Raw genomic sequence first — 22,897 nt, 5'->3', positions numbered from 1 at the left:
GTAAAGAAATCTTCATCTACAGAAGACTTGCCTTTTTCAGGCGTTATCCGTCATATTGCACATTCTGCATTTCAATTGATCGTTTAATTTATGCCAAAACCATTGCCTTTTCGTGTTCGTGTTGCCATACCTGTGCATCTATACGACTGTTTTGACTATGTTGTGAACGAGGCAGAATACCAACAGGCTGAAATTGGCGCACGGGTGGCTGTTTCATTTGGACGACAAAATGTGGTGGGTGTAATTGTTGAAAAAGTGTCACTAGATACACCGCTTGATCCGCGTTTTCAACTCAAACCGATTCAAGCCTTATTAGACCAAACCCCATTATTAGATCCAAAAATTCTAAAATTGCTGACGTGGTCGGCACAGTATTATTTATTTCCGCTCGGTGAAGTTTTCGCCACTGCCTTTCCAACCTTATTGCGCCAAGGCAAACCTTACGATTTATTGGCACATACTTGGCATTTAACCGACCTAGATGCCGAAGCCAAGCTTAAACGCTCCATTCCTCAGCAAGACGCCTATAAAATTTTAAAATTACAACCGCAAGGCACCTTAGAAAATATTCTAAATTTAAGTGGGGTACAAACCAGCACCTTAAAAGCACTGGAAAAAAAAGGCATTGCCCGATGTGAACTTGCCCCACAAGATTTTGCACCCGCGCCAGTGCAACTGGCACAAATGCCGCTTAAAGCCAATGAAGATCAGCAAAAAGCCATTCACAAAATTTTAAAAGCACAACACAAATTTCAAGGCTTTTTATTGGATGGTGTAACCGGAAGTGGTAAAACCGAAGTGTATTTACAAGTCATGCATGAGGTTCTTAAGCAAGGCAAACAGGTTTTGGTTTTAGTGCCGGAAATTGGCCTCACCCCACAAACCATCGCACGGTTTCAATCGCGGTTTCATGTGCATATTGCCCTACTGCACTCCGGTTTAAACGACAGCAAACGGTTTCAAGCATGGCAACATGCCCAAACTGGCAAAGCTTCTATTATTTTGGGCACACGTTCAGCCATTTATACACCTTTACCGCATTTAGGCCTGATTATTTTAGATGAAGAACACGACTTGTCTTTTAAACAACAAGAAGGTTTTCGCTACCATGCGCGAGATGTTGCACTATATCGGGCCTATTTACAGCAATGCCCAATTATATTAGGTTCAGCAACCCCAAGCATCGACAGTTATGCTTTGGTCGAGCAAAACAAACTGACTCACATTGAACTGAACCAACGTGCCGGCAATGCGCATTTACCGAAAATGCATTTACTCGATTTAAAAGCCCCACAAAAACAATATGGCTTAAGTTCGATTCTGATTAATAAAATTGAGCAACGCTTACAACGTAAAGAACAGGTTTTGATCTTTTTAAATAGGCGTGGTTACGCACCTGTTTTAATTTGTGAGCAATGCGCATGGCAAGCCAATTGCCCAAGTTGTGATGCGCATTTCACCCTGCATTTAAAGCCATATCAGCATTTACATTGTCACCATTGTGGATTAATCCAACGGATTCCCGATGCCTGCCCAAAATGTCAACATCCACAACTGAAACCCATTGGCATGGGCACCGCCAAAATTGAAGAAAGTTTGCAACAGCTTTTCCCCGATTTTGCCGTGATTCGGGTCGACCGCGACAGCACCAGTCGGGTTGGCAGTTGGCAAAAAATTTATGACCAAATTCATCAAAGCCAACCGCTCATTTTATTGGGTACACAAATGTTGGCCAAAGGGCATCATTTTCCTTACGTCACCTTAGTGGCCATTTTAGATATCGATGCCGGCTTACTCAGTGTCGATTTTCGCGCCACAGAACGTACCGCACAAATGATTGTACAAGTATCGGGGCGTGCCGGACGGGGTGAACATAAAGGCGAAGTGTTTTTACAAACGCTACGACCCGATCATCCGTTATTAAATACCTTGGTTGAAAAAGATTATCGTACCTTTGCCATGCACACCTTAAAAGAACGTAAAGTCGCACAGTTACCGCCTTTTCGCTATAGTGTGTTATTGCGTTGTGTTTCGCGTACTGCCGAACAAAATCAGCAATATCTACAGCACATCGCAAAACAACTGCAAGCAATGGCGGGGACAGAAATTAATATGTGGGGGCCAATTCCTGCGCCCATGGAACGTAAAGCCAATAAACACCATGCACACCTTCTGTTATTTGCACAAGACCGTGCCCGATTGCATTATTACTTAAACCTCTGGTGGGCTGAGGCCATACAGCACATTCCAACCGGATTAAGAATTTCAATAGATATCGACCCGCAAGAATTAAGTTAATGCGAAAAATACCAATAATGTAATAAGATTAAGACTATATCTCGCATGCAAGCTCAAGCTGCGATGTATCCATTATGCTGAAAAATTAAGGTAACCCGATGTCTTTATTGCTACAAGCAACGCTGTTTTTAGCTGCAGCCTTATTACTGGTTCCTTTAGGAAAACGTTTTGGGCTGGCCACTGTTTTAGGCTATCTGTTTACAGGCATTATTTTAGGCCCAAGCGTATTAAACGTGGCCAACGATGCTGAATCAATTATGGAAATGGCTGAGTTTGGGGTCATTTTATTAATGTTTTTGATTGGCCTTGAACTGCGGCCACAGCGTCTTTGGCAAATGCGACAATCTATTTTTGGTATGGGCAGTTTGCAAGTAGTCCTCACTGGCAGCGTGCTGATGCTTTTGCTTTACTTTGGATTTCAAGTTTCCTTAACGGCAAGCTTCGTGATTGGTTTTGCGCTAGCGTTGTCATCGACAGCCTTTGTTTTACAGCTTTTAGGTGAAAAGCAGCAACTCAATACCACTTATGGTCAGCATGCTTTTTCTATTTTGCTGTTCCAAGATATTGCAGCCATTCCCTTGCTGGCCATCATTCCGATTTTATCGGGTTCCAATGGCGGCTCACATCATGGTATCGCCTACTTTGCGGCCATTATTGCCACCTTTAGCGGCTTATTTTTATTTAGTCGTTTTGTTATGCGACCATTTTTTCGTTTTGTGGCAACCAGTGGCGCCAGTGAACTCATCACCGCGGTGGCGTTATTTATTGTTTTGGCCGTGGTGTTATTAATGAAAACCCTCGGAATTAGTACAACGCTGGGGGCATTTTTAACCGGTGTTTTGCTTGCCGACTCTGAATTTCGTCACGAACTTGAAGCCAGTATTGCACCGTTTAAAGGCTTACTGCTTGGTTTGTTTTTTATGACGGTGGGGATGACCACCCATTTAAGCTTATTTATTGAAATGCCGTGGCTCATTATCGGCAGTGCCATTGGCTTATTACTGATTAAATTAGCTTTAAGCTTTTTAGTCAGCCGAGTGTTTTATAAAAACACATCCAAAAACAGCCTACTTTTGGGTGCATGTTTAGCGCAAGGCGGTGAATTTGCCTTTGTGGTTTTAAGTGTTGCCAATAGCGAAAAAATATTAAGCCAAGCACTTTCAGAACCAGTCACCTTAATTGTAACGTTATCTATGGTGCTCACACCGGTCATTTATTGGATTTGTGAACGTTGGCTTGTGCCGTTATTCGACAAAAACAACTCAGAGCAACCACCATACGATCAAATTCCTGAAAATGAACACAACCCCATGATTATTGCCGGATTTGGGCGTGTTGGGCAAATTATTGCCCGCGTTGCTCGCTTGCAACATCTTAATTTTACTGCCATTGATATGAGCTTAAAACAAGTCGACTTCGTGCGAAAATATGGCGGTAAAATTTATTATGGCGATGTCACTCATCCAGAAATTCTGCGCTCTGCCGGTATTGAACACAGCAAAGTTTTTGTGCTCGCCATTGACGATGTTGAAGATTCGTTAAATGTTGCACGACACATCACGCTGAATTATCCACAAATTAAACTCTTGGTTCGTGCTCGAGATCGTCACCATGTTCATTTGCTTCGCGATTTAGGCGTACATTATATTTGGCGTGAAACTTATCTGTCCTCTTTAGGCATGGCGTTTCGTGCAATGAAAGAATTGGGCGTGGAAGATCAGGTTGCCTATAAAAATATCGAGTTGTTTCGGAATTATGATGAAGACCTATTGGTCAAACAGCAAAGTATTTATAATGACCAACAAAAGGTTTTTGAAACCCATCGAAATGCCTTGGCCGAGCTTGAACATCTGTTTGAAAGCGATGCACAGGTTGAACAAATGCAACCCGATGTCGATTTACGCCGAGGCCTTGGCCACGAACGTATCGATGTATCACGAGATTGAAAATAACTTGAGTTTTTACCAACTGCCACCATTAAGGCTAGGTCATGGAGAATTATATGTCTAACCTACGTCAACGTTTTTTTATCGAAAACTGCCCAGTCCGTGGTGAAGTGGTTCATCTTGAAGATGCACTACAAACAATTTTAGCACAGCGCAGTTATCCTCAAGCCATTCAAGTTTTGCTTGGTGAAATGCTCAGTGCAACCGCACTCCTTGCCAGTACCTTAAAGATTAAAGGCCGAATCAGCTTACAAATTCAAGCCCAAGGCAGTTTCAAATGGGGCATGGCCGAATGTAACCATTTGGGTGAAGTCCGTGGTTTGGTCGACTTTGAAGAAGATCCACGTTTTTTAACGGCAACAGACAGCAGCACAGTACTTGGCACATTGGTGCAACCCGTTTTATTTATTAACATTGAACCTGAATTTGGCGAGCGTTATCAAGGTATTGTGCCGTTAGATAAACCAACGCTTGCAGGCTGTTTAATGCAATATTATGAGTTGTCTGCGCAAATTCCAACGCAAATTTCTTTGGCGGCGAATGCCATGCGTGCCGGTGGTTTACTCATTCAATTGCTACCACGCACCAACGAAGAAGAACAACAGCTGGTTGATGAAGATATTTGGCCACGCCTCATCTTATTAACTCAAACCATTAAGGCAGAAGAATTAACTGAACTTGATGCCAACGAAATTCTATATCGTTTATACAACGAAGAAGACGTGCGTTTGCCTGAAGTTGAGCAGTTAAAATTTGCCTGCACCTGTTCTAAAGAAAAATGTGCCAATGCGCTGATTCAAATTGGCATTGAAGCGGTGAAAGAAACATTGGAATTTCAAAATCCAATCGATATGGATTGTCAATTTTGTAATACGCAATATCAATTTACAGCAGAAGAAGCGCTCGGCTTATTTGGCGAACATTTAAGCTAATTCAATTAAATAAAAAAGGCAGATCTCTGTCTTTTTTATTGCTTGAAAAATCAATACAATACAACGCAAATGGCATATAAAAAAGCTTTAAAAAATGAATTACGTAGATTATTTTTTATTTATTTTAACGGTCGTGGTGATGATTGCAACGCCCGGCCCAGTCATGATTTTAGTGGCCAGTGCAGGACTACAAGGCGGCTATCAAAAAGCCTTACAAACCATTTTTGGCACCAACTTCGCCTCATTAATCTTAATTTTTATTTCTATTTTAATGCTCAATGGCATTGTGGCTGTTAATCAAAACTATTTGAATATCATTCGGGTGTTAGGCTGCTTATACATTGCTTATATCGGCGTTGGAATTATCAAAGAAGTTTTACAAACGCCCGATGCAGCAGCACTGACCATGGTTTCAGCAAAAAAAGGCGGTTTTAAAAGAGGGCTTTTGGTCGGAATCTCGAATCCTAAAGACATCATTTTCTTTTCAGCATTTTTCCCACAATTTGTTTCAATCACGCCCCACATCAATACAAGTTTAAGTATTTTAACCTTCACTTGGATTGTGCTCGATTTTCTGACTTTATCGTTGGTGTATATGTTTTTCCGCAAACTCTCAAACAGTCATTTATATCCAAAAATTTTAGGGCTTTGTGGTGGATTATTATTGTTGATTGCAATTTATGGTATTGCGCAACTTTTCATCTAATGCCAGAAGACCCCATTCAAGTTTCACCCTGAAAACTTGAAGGATTGAGCTAGCAACGAGATAGTTTTTGCTGTTTTTTACATCAATTTGTTTCATAATGAAGTGAATAAAATACGTGATGATCTAAATCATGAGCAAAAATTATTATGAAGAATTAGGAATCGACCGTAGCGCCACAGCAGATGAAATAAAAAAAGCCTACCGTAAACTGGCGCGAAAATATCATCCCGATATCAGTAAAGAAAGCGATGCCGAAGCGAGAATGCAGGCCATTAATGTGGCCTACGACACTTTAAGCCATACAGAGAAAAAAGCAGAATACGACCACATGCTCGACCATCCACAGGGATTTTCTGGCAACAATTCTCATCAAGCAGGCGGTTTTAACGAAAGCCCGTTTTATCGGCAAAATACCCATCAAAACGATCAATTTCATGGCTTTGAAGATTTATTTGGCCGTTTTGGCACAGGTTTTGGTGGTGCGAAAGCGCAGCATCAACAATTTAAAGGCGAAGACCAACACGCGCGAATAGAAATTCCAATTGAGATTGCCTATCAGGGTGCAACCCAGCAAATTACCTTACAAATTCCAAGCTACAATGCTTATGGACAACCCGAAGTCCAACGTAAAACCCTAGAAGTTAAAATTCCTAAAGGCATGAAACAAGGCCAGCAAATTCGTCTTTCGGGTCAAGGGCAATTAGGTGTCAATGGCGGTGCAAACGGCGATTTATACCTAGAAGTTCATTATCAAGAAAATGAACAGATTCGGGTTGAAGGAGCAGACATTTATCTCACTACGCCCATCAGTCCGTGGGAAGCTGCACTTGGCAAAACCATTACCGTGAATACGCCATCGGGGCAATTACAGGTGAATTTACCTAAAAATGCCAAATACGGCCAACAGCTACGCCTGAAAGATAAAGGCATTCCAAGTCAAATTGCAGGACATTTATATCTGATTTTAAATATCGTCTGCCCAACGGCCAACAATGAACAACAAACTCAGGCCTACCAACAATTCTCTAAACAATTCCCACATTTTAATCCTCGTCAAAACGCAGGAGATTAACCATGACTCAAATTCATTATTGTGAAGTGATTTGTAATGCAGATTATAAAACTGAACTTTTAGATGACGATTCAATTTTTGATTTAGCACATTTTTCTAGTGCGTGTGGGCAGCCCACAACATGGGTTTTACAATTGCTCGAATTTGATATTTTACCAACCAGATCGGCTGAAGCTCATTTATTTTTAGCAGAAGATTTACTTCGCGCACGCCGAGCGTATCGGTTGCAACGCGACTTTGACGCCTCATTTGCGGCAGTGGCGATGATGCTGGATTTAATTGACGAAGTACAAAAATTACGCCGAAAAATGCCCGCTTAATCGCTGAAATCATCCGCTAATATTCCCCAAAGATCAAAATAACCGTCTTTGGGGAATGCAACTATGCACTTTTTTGCTGTGCTTTATTAAACGGAAATGTTGCATGTAAGACTTGGTCAATCACATCCAGTACTGCTTCTTCTTCATTGGTTTTCAGGGTCACAAAATCGGCCGCCTGTTTTAATTCATCCACCGCATTGGCGACTGCAAAACCAAATCCTGCATGTTGCAGCATTTCAAGGTCATTAAAATTATCGCCAATGGCGAGAATTTGCTGATTCGACACATTCCAGCGCTGTTGTAATTGCTTGAGTCCATTGGCTTTGTGCTGATTCGGCACAATAAAATCGATAAATCCAAACCCACTCGACACCATTTTAACGTGCCCCTGAACAATAAAATCAAGCTGTTCTAAGCGTTGATACATGGGCTCAAAATCGAAATTTCGCGTATCTAAAGTGATTTTACAAATCTGATCATCCACACCACTAAAGTCAGTCACTTGTTGAAGCTGCTTAAAATATTTCGCTAATTTTTCTAAATTTTCTTTAGGCACATTGGCATCAATATACGCGCCATTCTTACCACAAAGAATAACCGAGCCGCGGTATAACTGCACCAGTTGCTGCTGCATGCTATTTACTAGTTTTTTTGGGAAATGCGCAAATGCCACTTCTTGATTGGCATCAATAACATACGCCCCATTTTCTGCAACAAAGGCAATTTCATCTTTAATTTCAGGGAAGTAATGTTGCAAGGTTGCATATTGGTTGCCACTGGCCACCACAAAATGAATACCGCGCTGTTTTAACTGCTGATACTGTTGTAAAAAGCGTGTTTTGTTGTATTTTTTATCGTTGTTTAAAAAAGTTCCGTCCATATCTACCGCAATTATTTTTACAGTCATTTACACCTCTCATCTCACTTTTATTTGTAGCTATTCTATCTGCCATAGATGACATTTTAATGAATCAATCCACTAAAATTAATTTTCCATGGATTGAATTCCCGCTTTATTGGATTTTATTGGGCACAATAAAGCGGTTTTATACTACAACTCTATTCTTTAAATTTGGTGATTTTTTCAACCTGTTTCAAGGTCTGTTTAATCGGTTCAATCTCTAAAAACCAAAATAAATTCACCCCTTGTTGGTGATGTTGCTGCGCTAACATATCTATCACGCTATTTTCGCCCCGCCCCACCATGTGCCGACGATAAAAATAGAAAATTAACAGTGCCGTGCTGAATAACATCACCACCAACATTAACCAAAAACCTTGTGGCGATTTGAGCCCCGGAATAAACTCGAAGTTCATACCATAAATTCCCGTCAGCAAAGTTAACGGCGCAAATACGGCGGTAATAATGGCCAAAATTCGCATATTTTCATTGGTTTGATTGGAAATGGCTGAAAAATGTAAATCGATTGCCGCTTGAATTGAACTACGTAGGCGTGCGGTATGTTTTTGAATCCGTTCGATATGACTGACCAAATCGTTTAAACGCACCAACATTAAATCGAGACTTTCTGTGGGTTGATGCCCCACCAAATGATGATAATTTTCCACAATTTCATCGCGTAATTCTTGCAAGGTTTCAATTTGCTCTTCACACAAGTTTTCCACCTGTTGAAATGCCATATTTTCTTGTAATAACTGGCGCCATTGGCGGAAATAACGATGTCCCTGCAATAATTCTTGCTGCCAATATTCAACACGTCGAGTTAATGGCGCACGCAACTGTAAATAATCATCAATCATGCTATTTAACAAACGCATGGCTAAATTCAGCGGGGTTGCGGGTAACTTTCTAGTTTTATTTTGCTCAGGTTCAGGGCGTTGCATAAAGCCATGTAATCGTTCGATATAATTTTCAATCGCCTGATTCCCCTGTTCGCGTACAGTCACAATTGCGCGCGGTGACAGAATAAAATTCACCGGTGTGGTGAGTAAACCAAATTCACTATGATGTGTTTCTGCGCTGTCTGCACCGACCGCGACATGATCGTCAGGCGTAATCAGTTTGCGAAAAATCAGAAAATCGTAATCATCCATGGTGTCAAAACCACAAGGATGATCCAAATTTAAAATATCTTGCAGATGAAATTCATTAAAGTGAACATTGCTCAGCGCTTGAATCTGCTCTTGCCATTGCTGTTCTTTTCCAACCACGTCGTGGCGTAAACAATCCACCCAAATGTAATCTAAAATATAGTGCTCAGCGGGTGCTTTACGAATAAAGGTATAATCTTCATCGGGATGACGATAAAAATAATAAACTTGCATACACCTAATCGACTCTTTTTGCTATTTTTTTATCATGCCATAAAAAAAGCCCGCATAAAGCGGACTTTTCGTAAGTTTTAAAAACTTATGCTTGTTCAACATCTTTCATGGTCAATTTAATACGACCACGGTTGTCGACATCGGCCACTTGCACTTTAATTTCTTGACCTTCTGTTAATACGTCAGTCACGTTCGCAATGCGTTCGTTCGAAATTTGTGAAATGTGAAGTAAACCGTCTGTACCTGGCATAATGTTTACAAACGCACCAAATTCAACAATACGAATCACTTTACCTGCATAAATTGTACCTGGCTCAATTTCAGCAGTTAACGCTTGAATTTTTGCAACCGCAGCACTTGCAGACGCTTTAGATTCACCAAATACGCGCACTGTACCGTTGTCTTCGATGTCAATTGCAGCACCGGTTTCTTCAGTAATTGAACGGATGGTTGCACCGCCTTTACCAATCACATCACGGATTTTGTCTGGGTTGATATTAATGACTTGGAATGTTGGCGCGAACATGTTGATTTCAGGACGTGCACGAGAAATTACTTTGTTCATTTCATTCAAGATGTGCATACGACCTGTATACGCTTGATTCAATGCAACTTCCATAATTTCTTCGGTGATGCCTTCAATTTTAATGTCCATTTGAAGTGCAGTAATACCGTTAGCAGAACCTGCAACTTTAAAGTCCATATCACCTAAGTGATCTTCATCGCCTAAAATGTCAGACAATACTGCAAAGCGTTCGTCTTCTTTAACCAAGCCCATTGCAATACCTGCAACTGGTGCTTTTAATGGTACGCCTGCATCCATCAGTGAAAGCGAAGCGCCACATACAGACGCCATTGAAGATGAACCGTTTGATTCGGTAATGTCAGATACAATACGAATCACATACGGGAAGCGATCTGCCGCAGGAAGAACAGCTTGCACACCACGGCGTGCCAAACGACCATGACCAATTTCACGACGTTTAGGACCAGATTCACGACCTGTTTCACCAACAGAGTATGCCGGGAAGTTGTAGTGCAACATGAAGTTGTCAGTTTTTGTACCAGCAAGGGTATCTACCATTAAGGCATCGCGCGTGTTGCCCAAAGTCGTAGTCACAAGTGCTTGTGTTTCACCACGGGTAAATAATGCAGAACCGTGAGTACGCTCAAGTACACCCACTTGCACATCTAGGCCACGAACAGTTTTGGTGTCACGACCATCAATACGTGGTTTACCCGACAAAATGTTGTCACGAACTGTGCGGTATTTTAAATCTTCAAATAAGTAGTCAACTTCGTCTGCAATACCGTCTACGTCTTCAGCAGGAACAAATTGTGCTTTTGCTTCAGCATACAATGCATCTAATGCCGCATAACGGTCTTGTTTAACTGCAATGGTATACGCTTCTGAAATTTTTGCTTCAAATGCTGCTTTTAAGTTAGCACGTAATTCTTCGTTATGTGCAGGAGCAGTCCAAGTTGACTCTTTCGCACCAACGGCTGCTGCAAATTCTTTAATTGCTTGAATAGCAATTTGTTGTTCGTCATGACCGAACAATACTGCACCAAGCATTTGGTCTTCTGAAAGTTCTTTCGCTTCAGATTCAACCATAAGTACTGCAGATTCAGTACCGGCAACCACAAGGTCAAGGTCTGACTGTGCCAATTGTTCGTGGTTCGGGTTTAAGATGTATTCGCCGTTGATTAAACCCACACGCGCACCACCAATTGGACCACGGAATGGTGTGCCAGCAATTGAAAGCGCAGCTGAAGTACCAATCATTGCTGCAATATCCGCATCCATGGTTTTGTCAGAAGATACAACGGTTGCTGTCACTTGAATTTCGTTGTAGTAACCTTCAGGGAACAACGGACGAATTGGACGGTCAATTAAGCGAGAAATTAAGGTTTCAGCTTCAGACGCACGGCCTTCACGCTTACCATAACCACCTGGGATACGACCACCGGCATATTGTTTTTCTTGATAATTAACTGTTAACGGGAAAAAGTCTTGACCCGCTTTTGCTGTAGGTTGAGCAACCACAGCCACCAATACAGTTACGCCGCCCATAGTCACTAAAACAGAGTTTGCTTGACGCGCAACACGACCTGTTTCTAATACAACTTGATATTGTCCATATTGGAATTCTTTACGAACCACATTAAACATTGACATAGTGTTTATTTTCCTAAGATTTTATACTAGTGGAGACCCCTAAGGTTTGACATTACAGCGTTCAAATAACCCTATAAATGACAAAGCTTAGAAGCCGACCTCACTAGAGATTAGACACAAAGAAGGAGCGAATAATCGCCCCTTCCCAATCGCTTAGTTGGAACTAAGCAGCGCCTGTTTTTCAGTAACGAACGTTACAACCATTCGATAAACCGAAAAATAAAGCTTCAATCGAATTAACGACGTAAACCCAAAGCACCGATCAACGCTGTGTAACGACCGTGGTCTTTACCATTTAGATAGTCAAGTAATTTACGACGTTGGTTAACCATACGGATTAAACCGCGACGGCTATGGTGGTCGTGTTTGTGTTCTTTAAAGTGACCTTGCAAATCGTTGATTTGAGCAGTCAATAAAGCAACTTGAACTTCTGGTGAACCAGTGTCGTTTTCTGCGCGAGCAAATTTAGCGATGATTTCAGCGCGGTCTTGGTTAGTTAAAGCCATTCGATTTCTCCGAGATGCTTAAAATGTAAAAATTTGATATGAAACCAACTTTGCTAAACAGTAAAGTTGACTGCCGTGCATCACTACAGCAGCGGCTATTTTAAGTGAATTTGAGCATGATTGCAAAGAAAGTGTGACTTGTTATCAATAATCCATTACTGCGGCATTTTTTAGTTGAATAAAATGACTTTTTTGGCAACTAAAATAACAAAAGCCCAGTCTTTACGACTGGGCTTTTACTGCTGTAGTTTCTTATTTTGTTGTTTATATGCGATTAAAACCGCTTCTTTTCAACGTCCTGTTGTTATCTGCGATTCTCCGATCGCTTGTATCATCGCATGTAAGCACATTTATCAGTAGACGATTTTTTCGTCACTTTTTGTAAGTCATCGCTTACAAAATAAAAAACGATTGCTTTGGTTGGTTTTAAAAAAATAAATCTAGTTAAGCCATTAACGACTGAATATCAAAATAGTTTGCTAAATTTTAAAAAAAGAAAAACCTTGTAGTCTCTCCCAAAACGACAAGGTCTAGCGGCTGTAAACATCCTCTTTTTTTCCTACGTCCATCGTGTAGGTTCGTGTCAATTGACTTTTATTATTATTGTACGATTATGACTTAGTATCCTAACCAAGTGTTTTTGATAACGCTATTGTGACAGAACTATTACAGTCACACTACCCGACAATGTCTTGCTTTCGTGTAAGCCTAAGCTTACATTTGACCAAACTGTTTTTTTTCAGCATTGATTTTTATCAATTATTTATCTTTTTAATCAATCCACTTTGTCGAGAAGTCTTTTGCGTTAAAGCCTGTATAAATGCATTTTTATCTACTAATAAAGATACGGCTTGTTTAGCACGTGTAATTGCGGTGTAAATCAATTCTTGGCTCAATAGTTTTGTCGCTGCGTGATCTAATACCACCGCCACATGTGAAAATTCAGAACCTTGCGATTTATGAATAGTTAAGGCAAATGCAGTTTGAATGTGCTGCGGTAATCGAGTTGCATTCAACCATTTATTTAGGCTCGGAAAGTAAACTTCGAACATTGCCGCATTGTCGCGATGATAAAAACAAATTCCAATATCACCATTAGACAAGCCCAATTGATAGTCGTTTTCCGTCATCATCACGGGTCGTCCGATATACCAATTGCCTTGTTTTACAGTCGCTGTGGCCAAATATGCCAACAATTGCTGTTCCATAAATTGGTTTAATCGGGCCAGTCCCAAATCGCCATGATGAATGGCTGTTAAAATTCGGTATTCATCAAAACATTGAACAATTTTTTCTACCCATTTAGAGTCTTTGCTTTGCGCATAATTGAATAGCATTTCGGCATAATTTTCAAAACCTTGCCACAGTAAGTGCAAGGCCGTTTGTGGAAAATCTGCAGCATGATTATCGAGATATTGCAGTTGCACACAATCTGTGTCGAGTTGCGATAAATCAATTTTTTGTAAGGCTGAGGCAAATACAACCTGTTGTTCGAATGCGTCTAGCACCTGTTCTTCAAGTAACTTTTGCTGGCTCACGTTTTGAATAAATGTTGCCATTTTTCCAATATAGGCATGGTCGCTAAAACGGCGACTATTACGTAAATGTGTTCTGTTTTCCTGTAAGCTTGGAATGTGTTGTAAATCGGCCAACACCGATCCGATATCCACCGATGCCAATTGCTGTGCATCCCCCAATAAAATGAGTCGCGCCTGTGAAGGAATCGCTTCCAATAATTGTGCGGCTAGCTTTAAATCTAACATCGAGGCTTCATCGACAACAATTAAGTCAAATGGTAAAGGATAGTTTGCCTGATAACGTGGTTGCCCATACATGCCAATACCAAGTAAACGATGCAACGTCACAGGCTGTAAATTAAATAAGTCGTCATGTAATAGGTTTTGCGCAAGCAAATGCTCATCTTTAAAAGACGCTTGTAAGGCTTCTTGCATCCGCTGAGCGGCCTTTCCTGTTGGTGCGGCCATTGCAATTCTCAGCTCGGGCAGACTGTGCTTAAGCGCAGCAACAATTCTAGCCAAAGTATAGGTTTTTCCTGTTCCCGGCCCACCGGTAATAATATTGAAAGCATGCTCACCTGCGCTGAAAAGGGCTTGTTTTTGATACTCATCGTTCAGTAGATGTTCATACTGTTGCATATCCACCTGTGTAGGCGTGGCGTGCTGTAAACGCATGACTTGAGTGGCCACACGCTGCTCTAACTGAAAATAACGATACAAATAGAGTAATTTTCCATCATACACAAAAGGTTTGGGTAAATTTTCCTGTACATCACCCAATAATTTCTCTAGAATCGCCACCTCTTCAAAGTCGGTCTCGATGCAACTATTGCCTTGTGCTTGCGCGGCAAACAATCGATGCACCAATTGACGCACCTGTGGATGGTGTTGTTCATCAAATGAAGTCATTTGCAGAAGATAAGAAATCCACGGTTCAACCCACTGCTGTTGCTCATCTAAATTATACTCAGGCTTACCCACAGACTTATCCTCACGTTTATTCACAGACTTATCAACACAGTTATACTCAAACTTACCCACAATATAAATATTTGATTTTCATATATTTAAATAACCATACCCACATTTTAATCCATTTTTTCTGGTGGATATCCTAAAATTGCGTCTAAGCGTAAAATCAGCTCAACTTCTGGCTGCCAATGCATAATTCCATATGTGGCACTTTCCTGAATTCCTCTTAAATATAAGTAACTTGCACCACCTAAATGCTGCTCGATATCATAATTTTTAAGTTTGGTTTTTAAATATCGATGTAATGCCACCAAGTAAATCGCGGCTTGCAGCCAATAACTGCTCATTGACATATTTTGCTGCAAAGCGGCTTGGTTATAGTCTTCCACTGTGCTGCCTAAATAATTACTTTTATAATCGGCAATATAGAATTTTTGCCCATGCGAATAGACTAAATCTATCGCACCATTTAAAAATCGAGCCGATTCAGCCGAGTTTAAATTTGGCATGTGATAGCCGTATTCCATAAATAAAGCTTGTATGCGCTGCGTTGCAAAAATACGCTCGGACAAAGCCATAAAAAATGGGAACTCAACCAACCGTTGCTGTGGGGCTAACTGGCGCAGACTAAAATTGTCATGTAATTCAGCCGCTAAAACATCGCTCAACCATTGCGTGAATAAGCTTAGAATCTGTTCCTGATCAGCAATTGATAACGGCTGCGCAACTAAATTCGCTTGCGCATAACGCTCTTGTAATTGTTGCCATAAGTATTGATCGGCATTTTTAAAACGGCGTTGTAATTCTTGTGCCCATAACGCGGTATCCTGAAAATCTATATTTTCAAAAATGCTGTGCAAAAAGGTTCCTGCTTGTGGCCCTTGTGGGAACGCTTGACGAATCCATGCAATTTTTTGCCCGTCGCTATTTTTCGCCACAAGATGTGCAGATAAAAACTCATCGGCTGCGGCCAAGGGACTATCTTGCACGGTAGCCAACTGGTCTTGAATTTGTGCGCGAGTTAAATGTTGTGCTAAAGCGGTAAAACTGGTTCTAGAACTTGGATAAAACCGCTGCGCAGGTAATGCTTTTGCAAACAAAGAGACTGCTGGCTGCAACTGCTGTTTTTTTGCAAGCTGTGGAGATTGCTCAAGTACAGGCTCATTGTCACTGTGCACAATGTGAAAATCCCCTGCTTGATTTTTCCAAAAAGCCAAACCGGTTTGCAAATTACTTTTCGCCGACATTAAAGCATAAACCCGATGGCTTGCACGGGTAAGCGCCACATACCACAAACGGTGTTGTTCCGCTTCAGTACGCGCTTTATCTTGCGCTTTGGCATCGGATGACAAAGTTGCATCGGGAATGCTGATTAAACGCTTTTGTGTTGCAACTGCACCGTTGGAATCTAACGTGTCTAGGGTGGAAAAATTCAGATTATTTTGCCCATTAAAGCCGCCATCGGCATTTAATAGAAAAACAACTTTAAATTCTAAGCCTTTCGATTGATGAATGGTCATCAATTTCACCCCAGCAGCATTGGAAAGTTGCCGTTCCAACTCCCATTCGCGTTCACTTGGCGAATTTAATTGCTTTAAATACCACTGATATAAATGCTGTGGCCCTGCGTGATAACGACTTTGCTCACTTAACAATTCGGTTAAATGGCGTAAATTAACCACCACACGCTCATTGTCTTGGCTGGACTCGGCAACCGCATTTTCCCACATATTAAAATACTGCAATGCATATTGCCATGCGGTTAAAAATCGCTGCTCAAACCACAATTCTCGAATGTGGTTCAATTGTTCAATATAGGCTGAAAATCCTTGCGGCTGCGCTTGTAGTTCAAGTAATTTGGCCAAATTAAAATTAAAAAATCGACTTAATAACGCACGGCGTAATTTACTTTCATCATACGGATTTAATATTGCAGCCAGCACCGCCGCTAAATCTTTGGCAATGGGATGATCAAACACACTACGTTTTGCCGGACGATTCACCCGAATGCCCATACGTTCTAACATAAACTGCACTTTGTCTAAACCATCGTGGTTTTTCGACAACACTGCAATATCATCTTCAATTAAGGGCTGCTGCGCGCTCGTGCTTGCAAAATATAATTGCCCCAAAGTTGACTGATTCAATAAACTGCCAATTTTCCATGCCACTTGTTGTGGCTGCTCGGCTTTATCTTCAAGCGATAACCAGCGTAATGGACTCGGGTTCACCTGCCCTGCATCGACTAAATCGGGATGTGGTCTTGCACCTGCAAACACGGGATGATAAATCACCTGTTCGCCAAAATCGGTTTGGCGTTGGAATAAAGCATCGACAGCTTCAACCAAAACGGCCACCGAACGGTGGTTATATTGCAATTGATAAAATCGACCCGACTTTTGAAGCACGTCTTGATAGGCTTGAATAAAAGTCAGCATATCGCCGCCACGGAAACCATAAATGGCTTGCTTTCGATCGCCAACCATAATCATGCAACCGCGCGCATAGCGTTGCGGATGTCGCCAAATACTGGCCAACATATTGTCTTGGTCTTGGTTGGTGTCCTGAAATTCATCGACCAAAATGAGAGGATAGTTTTGATGCACTGCCGCAGCAAAATACTGTCCTTGCGTGCCCTGTAAGGCTTCGCTTAAGTTTCGAATTTGCTGTGAAAACGTGGTTTCACCTGCGTGTTGTAATTTCTCTGGCAAACGTTTTTTTACTTGTTGGCACAAATAGAACTTTAAAAAGCTCGCTGTGCTTTCTAAACTTTGCTGAATTTGTACCAATGCGGCACAGACTTGGCTTAACGCTTGCAGCTGCGCATCTTGATAAAACTGTTCGGCCGCCGCTATAGGCATTTTTTTAGTAAAAATAATTTGCTGATCAAACTTCTCGAAAAAAGAAAATAATTTCTCTCGTTGACTGCTAAAGTTTTTAGCAAAAAATGCTTGTCCATCGCCCTGAGAAATCAGTTTAAAGGCACTGGGAATAATGTCGCTAAATAAAAGCGTGAAGCTGTCTTTTCTAAAATACTTGCCACTGACATATGAAAAATATTCGCCCGAGGGCAAATAAAAAATCTCTAAGGCATGTAAATTTAACGGCGGCAGGCATTTACGAGCATTAAAAAAGGCCTGCAGCGGCAATGCTGTCGGTTGAACCGTCTGCAATTGTGCATTGGAAAAATTAAGACTCGATTCCACCAGTCCAATATAGTTTTCGACTGGCTCAAGTTCGCCACTAGCATATAACCAGTCGATGTGGCTTTGTGGTTGGGCTTGAATCCATTCTCTTAAAATATCGTGAATGAGTTGTTGGGTATATTGTTTGGCGTTATCGGTCAAATCTGCACGTTCTATCCGCCCACTTTCAAAGGCAAATTCACGTAATAGTTTTTGGCTAAAACTGTCTAGCGTACCCACAAACAACTCATCTAATTGGTCAATTACCAATTTTAAGCGTTCGCAAGCATAAGCCACTTGCCCTGCAAAGCTATGCAGTAATTTGGCATACAACGGATCTTGGCTTTTTAGCTGTGCGGCATGTTGTTCATTTTCGAGTTGCGTGGCCGTTCGGCGTTGGTCAAAAAAACGGTAGGTTTCTATCAGGCGTAAGCGAATGCGTCCTTTTAATTCAGCGGCAGCGGCACGAGTAAAGGTGGTTGCCACCACCTGCCGTGGTAAATATTTTTCTAATAAAATACGCACCATTAAGCTAGACAAGGTATAGGTTTTTCCAGAGCCTGCCGAAGCTTCAATCCAATGCAGTCCTGAAAAGTAAATATCCTCGATGGGTTGATAGGATAATGCCTCTGCGGTCATATATTTTTTTCCATCTGATGATATTGATAAATAGGCGCATATAAAACATAGCCAAATTTCTGACAACTCTTGAGCAGCGCAGCCGTGCTATCTTGTTCTTGCAAAATGAATCTCCAATCGGCATGTTGCTGTGTCGATCGGTCATCTTTAGCAGAAAATTGCCGATTAAAGTTATTCTCTGCTCGCCATTGTTTTAATAAAACGGCGCTGTCTTCAAGTTGCATGTGTCCTGCATCATCTGCCACCCAAATTAAATCTTTGTTGTCTCGGGCTAAAGGATGCAGCAACAATGCCGCAGGCAAAACCAAAGGCGACTGACGGCCATATTCCCAAGCCATACTCCACGCCTGCAAATAGTCTTTGGCCTGTGCTGTGCTTAGCCCTGTATATAAAATGGTGCAATCACTAAAGACCACAATTCGCCGATGATGCGTTACATCGGCCTGATTAAGATAGACCAGCCACAATAAATATTCTAACCACACTTTAGCACGGCGCTCTGCATTGGCACTTGCAGGATTAAGGCTCACCCAATCGGTGTGGTTCACCTCTTCAGGAACATCAATCCGAAGGCTTAGATTTGGCAGCAGCGACAAGTTCTGCTGCGTAAGTTGAGTTGGGCGGGCGGCATAGCGTTGCAGTTGTTGCCACAATAAATCGTGCTCGAGCATACTTTGTTGCCATGCAGCATGACCCACTTTACCCACGGGCAATTGGTCGGCTAACAGCGCTTCGGTAGCGGGTCGCTGTTGTTGTAAAAATTCTCGCACCGCATAGCGCCCTAAGCCATTTAAAATCAGTGGCTCTTGGTCAATGTCATTGACATGCACGCGCAGATTTTCAATACCCAGCGTTTTTAAATACAACTCGGCAGGAAAAACCATTTGATTAATCCATTGCGAACCATTCATGCGAATCTGCGTCTGTGCATCTAATTCGTATTCTGACTGACTCCAGCCGTGTCGTTTTCCTTCTGCATCAACAATCTGCTGTGCCACATTAAACCAATGGTCGTGAAATCTTACAATGCTGTTTTGTTGAAAGCCTTGAGGGTCGAACGGTTGCAAAGGATGAACCGAAAATAAATGCTGGATATGCTTAGACACCGACAAGCCATTTTTTTCAATTTGCTCAGATATCAACTGTTCAGGCTGATACGATTGCACAATAAAATCGAGGTGATCGATTAACTCTTGCAGCACACTTGACGGCTGACGGAGCATGCCATCATTGACATCAAAACCATTATAAAACAACCAAAGTTGCTGTTTGGCAAGCAGCAGCGCATCTAAGAACGCTCCTTGATCATCCTCTAAACGCGAACGATCGCCCAATTGTGGGCGTAACTGCTGAATTAAATCAAAGGCAGTTTGGCTTTGCCGATTCGGAAACACACCGCTGTCTAAATTAAGCATTACCACTAATTTATAAGGAATTGGACGAATTTGCCCAATTTGACTAAAGGTAATTTGTCCGCTCGGTTCGGCCTGATCTAAATTATTTTCCAGCTGTTGCTGAATTTCTTGTAACAAATAGGTTAAAGGCAAACTTAACGCGGCTAAATGGACTTCTTCACGTTGCTGCTGTTTTTGGGTAAACACCGACAAGGTCAGCATTCGAATATATTTTTGCAGTAATTCAGCCACCTTGTCTAAAGCCAACACGCCCGCATTTTGAAACTCAAAGACATCTTGCTGAAGCAGCAACAACCACTGCTCGACACTAATAGATGGCGTATTCGGTTCAGGCGATAACCATGTGCTGCGCTGCTTTAAATCGTTATAGATCTGAATTAAGGTTGCAATCAGTTGAAAATCTTCAGGAAAAACTTCGGCAAAACTTAAACTTTGCTCAAAAAGAACATGTTCAGGAATCGCAATACCCAGCGCAAGACGGTCTAACGCAAATTTAAAGCTAAACCGATAATCTGTATCGTCTGTGCTTAAACTGCGCGATAAATGCGCGGCATCTAAACCGCGTTTAAATCCAGCTTGGCTTAATAAATCTAGTATCCGCGCAATCGCATCGACATCTAAGGCATAGCGCTGCTGGGTTGCCACAAGGCTTAGCCAATCGGCAAAATCTTCAAAGGAAAAGCGCGTATTCACCAAAGTGATGCGCCCAAGTAATGCTTGCCACGCTTGCAATACATCTAGTTGAGGCACACCACCAATTTTAATGGGTAAATACACTTGCTGCTGTCCATGAATTTTCGGTGCAGGGGCAAAAACAGTTCGAATATGAGGCTCAAGTGCGGTTAAATTTGGCGTTAAAATTAAAATATCATCTAAACGGCGCGGTTGCTCGGCGCTGCCTTCAGCCAACCAATTCAATAATTGCTCTTTTAACACTTCAAGCTGACGCAATGCCGAATGACACACATGAATTTGTATCGACTGATCTGCACCTTGTAATGGATACTGATGTAATTCAGGTTCCATCAAATACAAAATATCGGACTGCAACCGCCCCAATAATGTGTCGGGATAGTGTTCATCGAACAAGTCGAACCATTCGCCTTCCTCACCCGATGAAAGATTTGCAAGTAAAGAGAAATGATCCCGTGCTTGCTTGCCAAACCGCGTCAGAATTGGATGGCGTGATTCTCTTGCCAACGCATTAAAATTTAAATTAAATTGTTCAAAAAACTGGGCAATTTCTGCATCGGTTACCTGCTTGCCTTGACGTTCACGACTGTCAATAAATCGCTCTTTTACTTTCACGTCATATTGTTTCTTCCAATTGGGATCGACACTGTCGGCCCAATATTCTTGCGATGGATTAAAGTGAAACAGATAAATCTCTAAATACTGCCCCAAACGGCGCAAAAAGTTGAGTTGACTCGGTGGAAGTTCCAATACGGTAAAAATAAAAATCTGTTTGGGAAGCTTGGCTAAAGCCGATTCACGTTGAAATGGATCATCTAAAATGGCCCAAAACTCGGCATCAATGCGCTGCATTTCGACAAAATCGTCATGGAAAATCTCTAACCACAACCAACGTTGCCATGCTTCTAATTTTTCAAGCTGCGCAAATTGCTCTGCGGCGTGTGTAGATTGCAGTGCACTGAGCTGCTCAAGGTCCAATGCCTGATTGTTCCCCCACTGTTTTAACCAATTTTGTGGGCACTGACACGGTTGCGAAAACGTATGTTGGCAGTGCCCACGATACAACATATATTGACCAAACAACCGCGACACTTGCTCGGCAACCCAATACAACATGCTTTGTTTTTTTTGTGGGCGATCAGCTTCCGCCACTTGCTCGGCACTCAGATAAATTCGCTCTACAATGCTAAATAACGGATGCGCATGATCTAAACTGAATTGAGGCGGTTGAATATATTGTTCTAAGGCAGAATAAATCCGCCATTTCATAACTAGTCGAGGAATATTGGCTTGGCGCACCCGTTCTTTGTTGCTCAAAATCTGTTGATAAGCAAACCATTGAAAAGTTTGTATTCTTTGATGAAAATGCGTATTGGCACTAATGCCTTGGGCTTTGGCAATATATTGTTTTAACCAATGTTCCATAGCCAAACTGGGCACAATAAAATGCTGCGCTTCTAATGCCTGAAAAATCGACTGCTCTTGGGTTTGGCTTTGTTGTAATAATGCTTGAGCCAAAATTTCTAGACGCTGACTTTGGCAAATATGAATTCCCATATGCTTCCTTTATCTTTCTCAAGCAAATTTAACGACTACACGGGTGACATTTTTACACATGAAATACTACACAGTCTGGTTATTTTAGGTTTAAATACAAATCATTGAAACTCAGGTGTAAAAAATGAAAATTGACCATGTACCAGATTCAATCGATCCACATCTTAACTTAGAACAAGTCAGACGAGACTGTCTAGAACTGATTCAAAAACGTGCCTACCTTTCTGCAGGTGCGGCCGTTGTACCCGTACCTTTTTTTGATGTTGTGGCAGATGTAAGTATTTTAAGCCAATTAATTCCAAGTATTAATGAAAAATTTGGTTTAGATCAGGCACATGTAAGTGTTTTTGATCCTAAAACCAAAGAGATTCATTGGCAAGAATTACGTAAACGCGGTGTTCAATTTTCAGGATTAATGGTCGCGCGTACAGGTGTAAAAAAATCACTCAATGGATTTATTAGCAAAATGCTGACCAAACAAGTGACTAAATTTATTCCGTTAGGTGGACAAATGGTGGCCGCAGGTTTGGGTTATTTTGTATTTAAGAAAATTGCTGCGGCCCATGTCGATGATTGTTATCAATTGGCCAAAAAAATTCAGCTTAAACAACAAGCTCAAGTGGTCGGTGAAAGCGTTGGTGCTTAACTGGGCAGAAACGCTTTAATATTTAAAT

The 22,897-nt window shown here is 41.5% G+C and carries 14 protein-coding genes; 7 read left to right on the top strand and 7 right to left on the bottom strand.

Annotated features, from left to right (window positions below; all coding sequences use genetic code 11):
• Positions 1 to 90 precede the first annotated feature (90 nt).
• The 6 genes from I2F62_RS04170 (at position 91) to I2F62_RS04145 (ending at position 7,274) form a co-directional block, all read left to right on the top strand.
• Positions 91 to 2,298, top strand: coding sequence for a primosomal protein N' (locus tag I2F62_RS04170; RefSeq protein ID WP_324625768.1), 2,208 nt, complete (start codon positions 91 to 93; stop codon positions 2,296 to 2,298).
• Between the two features lie 98 nt (positions 2,299 to 2,396).
• Positions 2,397 to 4,244: a monovalent cation:proton antiporter-2 (CPA2) family protein gene (locus I2F62_RS04165; protein ID WP_324625767.1), complete on the top strand. Its 1,848-nt coding sequence runs from the start codon at positions 2,397 to 2,399 to the stop codon at positions 4,242 to 4,244.
• A 56-nt stretch (positions 4,245 to 4,300) separates the two neighbouring features.
• Positions 4,301 to 5,176 carry an Hsp33 family molecular chaperone HslO gene (locus tag I2F62_RS04160; RefSeq protein ID WP_324625766.1) on the top strand — a complete coding sequence of 292 codons (876 nt, stop codon included), beginning with the start codon at positions 4,301 to 4,303 and terminating at the stop codon, positions 5,174 to 5,176.
• Between the two features lie 94 nt (positions 5,177 to 5,270).
• Positions 5,271 to 5,882: a LysE family translocator gene (locus tag I2F62_RS04155; protein ID WP_324625764.1), complete on the top strand. Its 612-nt coding sequence runs from the start codon at positions 5,271 to 5,273 to the stop codon at positions 5,880 to 5,882.
• 130 nt (positions 5,883 to 6,012) lie between these two features.
• Positions 6,013 to 6,954, top strand: a complete 942-nt coding sequence (locus tag I2F62_RS04150) for a DnaJ C-terminal domain-containing protein (protein ID WP_324625763.1) — start codon at positions 6,013 to 6,015, stop codon at positions 6,952 to 6,954.
• A 2-nt stretch (positions 6,955 to 6,956) separates the two neighbouring features.
• Entirely contained in the window at positions 6,957 to 7,274 is a 318-nt protein-coding gene (locus tag I2F62_RS04145; RefSeq protein WP_324625762.1) for a chaperone modulator CbpM, read from the top strand.
• Between the two features lie 61 nt (positions 7,275 to 7,335).
• Here the strand turns inward: I2F62_RS04145 and I2F62_RS04140 are convergent, their stop codons facing one another.
• From I2F62_RS04140 to I2F62_RS04110, 7 genes are all read right to left on the bottom strand, one after another.
• Positions 7,336 to 8,181: a Cof-type HAD-IIB family hydrolase gene (locus I2F62_RS04140; RefSeq protein WP_324625761.1), complete on the bottom strand. Its 846-nt coding sequence runs from the start codon at positions 8,179 to 8,181 to the stop codon at positions 7,336 to 7,338.
• A gap of 152 nt (positions 8,182 to 8,333) precedes the next feature.
• Positions 8,334 to 9,560: a magnesium transporter CorA family protein gene (locus tag I2F62_RS04135; RefSeq protein WP_324625760.1), complete on the bottom strand. Its 1,227-nt coding sequence runs from the start codon at positions 9,558 to 9,560 to the stop codon at positions 8,334 to 8,336.
• Between the two features lie 85 nt (positions 9,561 to 9,645).
• Complete coding sequence (pnp, locus tag I2F62_RS04130) at positions 9,646 to 11,733, bottom strand: polyribonucleotide nucleotidyltransferase (RefSeq protein WP_324625864.1); 2,088 nt, start codon at positions 11,731 to 11,733, stop codon at positions 9,646 to 9,648.
• Positions 11,734 to 11,975: 242 nt separating this feature from the next.
• Positions 11,976 to 12,245: a 30S ribosomal protein S15 gene (rpsO, locus tag I2F62_RS04125; RefSeq protein ID WP_111895817.1), complete on the bottom strand. Its 270-nt coding sequence runs from the start codon at positions 12,243 to 12,245 to the stop codon at positions 11,976 to 11,978.
• Between the two features lie 755 nt (positions 12,246 to 13,000).
• Positions 13,001 to 14,671, bottom strand: coding sequence for an exodeoxyribonuclease V subunit alpha (gene recD / locus I2F62_RS04120; protein WP_420713720.1), 1,671 nt, complete (start codon positions 14,669 to 14,671; stop codon positions 13,001 to 13,003).
• Positions 14,672 to 14,850: 179 nt separating this feature from the next.
• Entirely contained in the window at positions 14,851 to 18,558 is a 3,708-nt protein-coding gene (locus I2F62_RS04115; RefSeq protein WP_324625758.1) for a UvrD-helicase domain-containing protein, read from the bottom strand.
• Positions 18,555 to 22,223 carry an exodeoxyribonuclease V subunit gamma gene (locus I2F62_RS04110; protein ID WP_324625757.1) on the bottom strand — a complete coding sequence of 1,223 codons (3,669 nt, stop codon included), beginning with the start codon at positions 22,221 to 22,223 and terminating at the stop codon, positions 18,555 to 18,557. The genes I2F62_RS04115 and I2F62_RS04110 overlap by 4 nt, the downstream gene beginning before the upstream one ends.
• Before the next feature lie 124 nt (positions 22,224 to 22,347).
• Here I2F62_RS04110 and I2F62_RS04105 point away from each other — a divergent pair, with 124 nt between their 5' ends.
• On the top strand, positions 22,348 to 22,869 hold the full coding sequence (locus tag I2F62_RS04105; protein ID WP_324625756.1) for a hypothetical protein: 522 nt from the start codon (positions 22,348 to 22,350) through the stop codon (positions 22,867 to 22,869).
• The last annotated feature ends 28 nt before the right edge of the window (positions 22,870 to 22,897 follow it).

The sequence above is a fragment of the Acinetobacter sp. MD2(2019) genome (assembly GCF_035615615.1).
Classification (GTDB): Bacteria; Pseudomonadota; Gammaproteobacteria; order Pseudomonadales; family Moraxellaceae; genus Acinetobacter.
Note: the sequence above shows the minus strand (reverse complement) of the source record. Positions and strands in the feature narration are given on the sequence as shown.

Bases quoted from the DNA above. Each gene is read 5' to 3' on its own strand.
- I2F62_RS04155 (WP_324625764.1), top strand. From the start codon at position 5,271: ATGAATTACGTAGATTATTTTTTATTTATTTTAACGGTCGTGGTGATG.
- I2F62_RS04150 (WP_324625763.1), top strand. From the start codon at position 6,013: ATGAGCAAAAATTATTATGAAGAATTAGGAATCGACCGTAGCGCCACA.
- I2F62_RS04105 (WP_324625756.1), top strand. From the start codon at position 22,348: ATGAAAATTGACCATGTACCAGATTCAATCGATCCACATCTTAACTTA.
- pnp (WP_324625864.1), bottom strand. From the start codon at position 11,733: ATGTTTAATGTGGTTCGTAAAGAATTCCAATATGGACAATATCAAGTT.
- I2F62_RS04135 (WP_324625760.1), bottom strand. From the start codon at position 9,560: ATGCAAGTTTATTATTTTTATCGTCATCCCGATGAAGATTATACCTTT.
- I2F62_RS04110 (WP_324625757.1), bottom strand. From the start codon at position 22,223: ATGGGAATTCATATTTGCCAAAGTCAGCGTCTAGAAATTTTGGCTCAA.
- rpsO (WP_111895817.1), bottom strand. From the start codon at position 12,245: ATGGCTTTAACTAACCAAGACCGCGCTGAAATCATCGCTAAATTTGCT.
- I2F62_RS04115 (WP_324625758.1), bottom strand. From the start codon at position 18,558: ATGACCGCAGAGGCATTATCCTATCAACCCATCGAGGATATTTACTTT.
- I2F62_RS04145 (WP_324625762.1), top strand. From the start codon at position 6,957: ATGACTCAAATTCATTATTGTGAAGTGATTTGTAATGCAGATTATAAA.
- recD (WP_420713720.1), bottom strand. From the start codon at position 14,671: ATGACTTCATTTGATGAACAACACCATCCACAGGTGCGTCAATTGGTG.
- I2F62_RS04160 (WP_324625766.1), top strand. From the start codon at position 4,301: ATGTCTAACCTACGTCAACGTTTTTTTATCGAAAACTGCCCAGTCCGT.
- I2F62_RS04165 (WP_324625767.1), top strand. From the start codon at position 2,397: ATGTCTTTATTGCTACAAGCAACGCTGTTTTTAGCTGCAGCCTTATTA.
- I2F62_RS04170 (WP_324625768.1), top strand. From the start codon at position 91: ATGCCAAAACCATTGCCTTTTCGTGTTCGTGTTGCCATACCTGTGCAT.
- I2F62_RS04140 (WP_324625761.1), bottom strand. From the start codon at position 8,181: ATGACTGTAAAAATAATTGCGGTAGATATGGACGGAACTTTTTTAAAC.